Source organism: bacterium (genome assembly GCA_035281585.1).
Classification (GTDB): Bacteria; UBA10199; UBA10199; order DSSB01; family DSSB01; genus DATEDP01.
This window is the reverse complement of the sequence record DATEDP010000054.1, coordinates 1-4,808: the sequence shown is the minus strand read 5'-3', so window position 1 is coordinate 4,808 and position 4,808 is coordinate 1. Positions and strand designations below refer to the sequence as shown.

5 protein-coding genes are annotated in these 4,808 nt (G+C 61.5%); 2 read left to right on the top strand and 3 right to left on the bottom strand.

Annotated features, from left to right (window positions below; translation table 11 throughout):
- The 3 genes from VJR29_04035 to VJR29_04025 form a co-directional block, all read right to left on the bottom strand.
- Window positions 1–424: rhodanese-like domain-containing protein (locus VJR29_04035; GenBank protein ID HKY62567.1), on the bottom strand; the 424-nt coding region annotated here is incomplete at its 3' end.
- A gap of 8 nt (window positions 425–432) precedes the next feature.
- Entirely contained in the window at window positions 433–1,005 is a 573-nt protein-coding gene (locus VJR29_04030; GenBank protein ID HKY62566.1) for a hypothetical protein, read from the bottom strand.
- 5 nt (window positions 1,006–1,010) lie between these two features.
- Entirely contained in the window at window positions 1,011–3,266 is a 2,256-nt protein-coding gene (locus VJR29_04025) for a nitrite/sulfite reductase (GenBank protein ID HKY62565.1), read from the bottom strand.
- Window positions 3,267–3,332: 66 nt separating this feature from the next.
- Between VJR29_04025 and VJR29_04020 the strand changes: the two genes are divergently transcribed.
- On the top strand, window positions 3,333–4,307 hold the full coding sequence (locus VJR29_04020) for a D-2-hydroxyacid dehydrogenase (protein HKY62564.1): 975 nt from the start codon (window positions 3,333–3,335) through the stop codon (window positions 4,305–4,307).
- 44 nt (window positions 4,308–4,351) lie between these two features.
- Window positions 4,352–4,808: hypothetical protein (locus VJR29_04015; GenBank protein ID HKY62563.1), on the top strand; the 457-nt coding region annotated here is incomplete at its 3' end.

The following is a 4,808-nucleotide window of genomic DNA, read 5'->3' as shown; positions in this document are numbered from 1 at the left end:
TCTTCAGCGATTCGTAGCTCACGCCTTCGCCGTTGTCGGTGTCGACCGGCAGGCCCAAGTCCTTCCAGCCCGGTTGGGGTTCGCCGGTCTCGGGGTTGCGGCCGCCGCCGAAGCCGCCGAAAACGTTGGCGAGCTGGGTGTAACCTTCGGCCTCGAGCATTTCGCAGGCTTTCTGGGAGCGGCCGCCGGCCTGGCAGCCGACGAGCAGCTTCTTGTCCTTGGGCAGAACGGCCTTGGCGACCTTCAGAAAATCGGAATTCGGCTCCATGCCGTAGCCGCCGCGGTTCATGATCGGGATGTTGATCGCGCCCTTGGGGTGGCCGGCGGTGAACTCCGGGATGGAGCGGACATCGACGTAGAGCGCTTGGGAGTCCTGATCGAGGGTTTCCTTGGCTTCGGCCGGGCTGATTTGCTGAATGGACATGGCTTCTCCTAAAGTTTTTGCAAGGCGGCTTCAAAATCGAAGGGCTTGGCGGAAGACAGCAAGACCCCGAATCTTTCCCGCGGGTCTTTCGGATAGGCAGCCTGAAAGCCTTCCGGAAAAATCTTCTCGAAGAAGGATTGGATCTCGCCGGAGCAGGCGGCCTGCGTTTCGGGAAGGTTGGGCGCCAGGGCCCGGTCGTTGACGAAGAGCTCGAGCTCGTCCTTCTTGAATTTCAGCTTCCCGGCCATCCGCGGATCCTTCTCCAGCTTCAGGCAGGCCCAAAGCGCCGCCTTCAGGGCTTGAGCGAAGCGTTGGCCATTGTTGCCGCCCAAGGCCAGCTTGCGATTGTAGCGCAGCCCCAAGCGGCCGCCGCTGTCGTCCATGCTGTAGTCGGCTTCGTTGCCGATCAAGACGATGCCGGGGCCTTGGGGCACGTGGAGGTAGTCGGCGACGTCGAGCAGCAGCGTTTCGGGCGCGGCCTGCTCTTGGATCCAGGAGTGGAAGATCGGCGTGAAGAGCTCCTGCTCCACGGCTTGGGGGTTCTCGGCAAAGATCTTGATGTTGACGTGCTGTAGTTCCATGGAATCTAAATCTTAGACCCCATCTTGTTGTAGCAGCTGTGAGCCGCGTCGATGAAGAGCTGGGCCTCCTCCAAGAGATGATGGACCCCCTCGGATTGGTAGGGCTCCCGCGATTTTTCGTGGGCGGCGAAGAGCATCTGGCCGAACTTGCCGCCGGCGAAGGGATCCCAGAACTTTTGGGTGTCGTAGAAGCGGGTCTTGAATTCTTGGATCACCCGGTCGGCTTCGGCCGGGACGTCGATAAATTCGGTTTTCACCAGGGCCCGGGCCGCGGTGACCATCGACTGGAAAGCCTGCTGGCCGGCCCTTTGGACATCGCCCTTCTCGAAAGAAACCTGGGATTCGAAATACTCGCGCTCGGCGTTGGCCAACTCGAATTCGGCCAAGGAAACGACCTCGCCGGCACATTCGCCGGTGCCGATGTCGCCGATGGTGAACTCGCGGGGATCGCCCCAATCGCTGTAATACTGGGGGCTGCTCGCGTATTCCGGGATCTTGATCAGGTCCTCGAGCATGGCCTTGGTCTCGACCTTGCCGATCCGCTTGTAGAAATCTTGGAAGGTTTCGGCGTTTTGCCGCTCCTTGGCGAAGCGCGAGCTGAGCCGCTCGACCACGTCGGGAATGTTCTTCGAGGGAATGGCGACGATCGGCAGGCCGTAGGAGCCGCCGTTGTTCTCCCATTGCCCGCCGAGCAGGACTTGGAAGTGGGGCACCGCGTGGTTGCCGGCCTTCCGGCTGACGCCGTAGAAGCCCATGTCGGCGACGTGATGCTGGCCGCAGCTGTTAAAGCAGCCGCTGACCTTGATGTGGAGATCTTGGACCGCTTGGTCCATCCGGAAAGCCTGCTCGCCGAGGCGCTTGCCGAGCTCGGCGGCGAGGCCGCGCGAAGCCGAGATGCCGAGCTTGCAGGTGTCGGTGCCGGGGCAGGAGACGACGTCGAAGATCTGGCCGGCGCCGGAGCGGGCCAGGCCCACGGCCTTCAAGCCCTGGAATAAATCGAAGAGGTCGCGCTTGCTGATCCAGCGCAGGACGATGTTCTGCTCGACGGTGGTGCGAACGGTCTCGTGGGTGTATTTCCGCGAGAGGTCGGCCAGGGCCCGCAGCTGATGGGGCGTGATGTCGCCCAGCGGCAAACAGACGGTCACGGTCACGTAGCCGGCCTGCTTCTGGGGGCGGATATTGCTTTTCAGCCAGCGCTGGTATTCCGGCGAGCCGTCGCCCTCGGGGATCTTGTCGTCGCCGGCCTTGAGCGCCGATTCCTCGTGCTTCAATTCTTCCTCGATCAGGCCGGTCCAGCGGGGGTCGTGGGGCAGGATCTTGCGCTCCTCGAGCACCAGCTCCTTGAACTTCTCGATGCCCAAATCCTTGATGAGGAACTTGATCCGGGCCCGGTTGCGGTTCTTCTTTTCGCCCAAACGGGCGAAGACCCGGGCGATGGCCTGGGCGATCGGGAGCAATTCCTCGGGCGGGAGGAACTCGTCGAAGAGCTTGGCGCTGAAGGGGACCGCGCCCAAGCCGCCGCCGACGTAGAGCTCGAAGCCGAGCTGAACCTTGCCGTTCTCCTCGCGGGTCACGGCTATGGCGCCCAAGTCGTGGATATTGGTCAGGCCGCAGGCGTGCTGCCGGCAGCCGCTGAACGCGATCTTGAACTTGCGGCCGAAATCCTGGCAGTCGGGGTGGCCGAGCAGGAATTTCATGATGGCCCGGCCGTAGGGGCTGGTGTCGAAGGATTCGTCGGGGCAGACGCCGGTATAAGGGCAGGCCGTGACGTTGCGGACCGAATTGCCGCAGGCCTCGCGAGTGGTGATGCCGACGGCGGCCAAGCGGCGCATCAGCGCCGGCGTGTCCTCGATGTGAACAAAGTGGAGCTGAAAGTCCTGCCGGGTGGTGACGTGGGCGATCCCGTCGGAATACTCCTCGGCGACGTCGGCCATCAGTTCGAGCTGCTCGGCGTTCATGCCGCCAAGCGGGATCTTGATCCGCTGCATGCCGGGGGCGTCCCATTCGGTCATCGGGCCCTTGGTCAGGCCCTGGTGGGGGAATTCGAGCTGTTGGACCTTGACGCCGTCATGGCGCTGGCCGTTGTCGTAGCGTTGGCCGTAGGCGCCGCGGCGGAGGCGGGTTTCGGCGAAGAGCTTTTCCTCGATCTTGTTCTGCTTGCGAAGGTGGATTTGGGTCTCGAAAATGTCGATTTCCCGGGCCAGCTCGGCGGGCATTTTGCCTTCCAGCTTCGCTTTCCATAAATCGTGACTGCGTTTCATAAAATGGGCTAAATCATAACCCCCCATGATCAACAAGTCAAAAATGGGATTTTAAAGGGATTCTCGATGCTTAAGCCAAAACCCCTGATCGTTTTCCTCGACGCTCCCACGGTGGATTTGGGCGACGTCGACTTGAGCGCCTTGCGGCGCCTCGGAAATTTCTTGGCGCTGGACAAGAAGGCCGGCGAGGCCTTGCCGATGGAGGCGCAGCGGGCCGAGGTTCTGATCTCCAACAAGTACCCGCTGGGGCCGGCCGAAATGAGCCGCCTGCCGGCTTTGAAGCTGATCGCGGTGGCGGCGACCGGAACCAACAACGTCGATCTGGTCGAAGCCAAGCGCCAGGGCATCGCGGTCTGCAACGTTCCCGGCTACTCGACCGCCACGGTGGTCGAGCACACGATCCTCTTCCTTTTATCCTTCGCCCATCGCTGGGTCGAGCACGTCGAGGCGGTTCGAGCCGGGGACTGGAGCCGCTCGCCCCATTTCGCCTTGCTCGATTTTCCTTTTTCCGATTTGGCCGGAAAGACTCTCGGCATCCTCGGCTACGGCGACATCGGCCGGCGGGTCGCGGCCTTGGCCAAGGCCTTGGGGATGAAGGTCCGTCTCGCCAAGCTGCCGGGGCGAAGCTATCGCAAGAGCGAAAAGCGCGAGCCCTTGAAGAAGGTCTTGGCGCAAAGCGACTACGTGACGCTGCATTGTCCTTTGACCGAGGCGACCCGAGGCTTGATCGACGCCGAAAAGCTCTCGTGGATGAAGCCCACCGCGTCTCTCCTCAACCTCGCTCGGGGCCCGCTGGTCGTAGAATCCGCGGTGGCCAAGGCTTTGCGGGCCGGCCGCTTGGCCGGCTACGGCGCCGACGTCCTTTCCGAAGAGCCGCCATCCAGGCATCATCCCTTGCTCGCGAAAGACTTGCGCGACAAGGTCCTGCTCACGCCTCATGTCGCTTGGGCAAGTCGGGAATCACGGCGGCGACTCTTGCTGGAGTGCGGCAAAAACATCGATTGTTTTCGAAAGGGGCTCCGTAGAAACCGCGTCGACTAGAAATCACCATTTTGGGTGATTTTTCAGGAGATGTTTGATTTGGCATGGGCGAAGGCAACCCTGCCGACTCCGATCTCGATAATACGAGAGGGTTGAGAGGAGGAGGGCTCATGACTTTTTACACTAATTCTTATATCCAAGAAACTCCGCAAACGTTCAGCGATTACGAGGCAGGCTTCTCGATCGATGCCGACTCCGGTCTTGGAGTCGAAGGCTTTGAGGAATATGAATGGGAAGGGGAGCTCGGGATTTCCGAGGACGTCTTCATCGGAAGCGACACCCCTTCCGATGGCTCGTCAGGCCTTCACGCCAAGGTTGGGCAATTGCTCGAGGCCTTGGCCGGCTCTCAGCTGCCGGCGTCGGAAAAATCCGAAATCAGATCCGCGCTCGAGGCTCTTCAGGGAAAGATTAACACTCTCGCGGCCATGTCGCCGGAGCGTTATTCGGTCGAAATCGGCGCGATCCATTCCCAGATTGGCAATCTCGAAACCCGGATCCTGG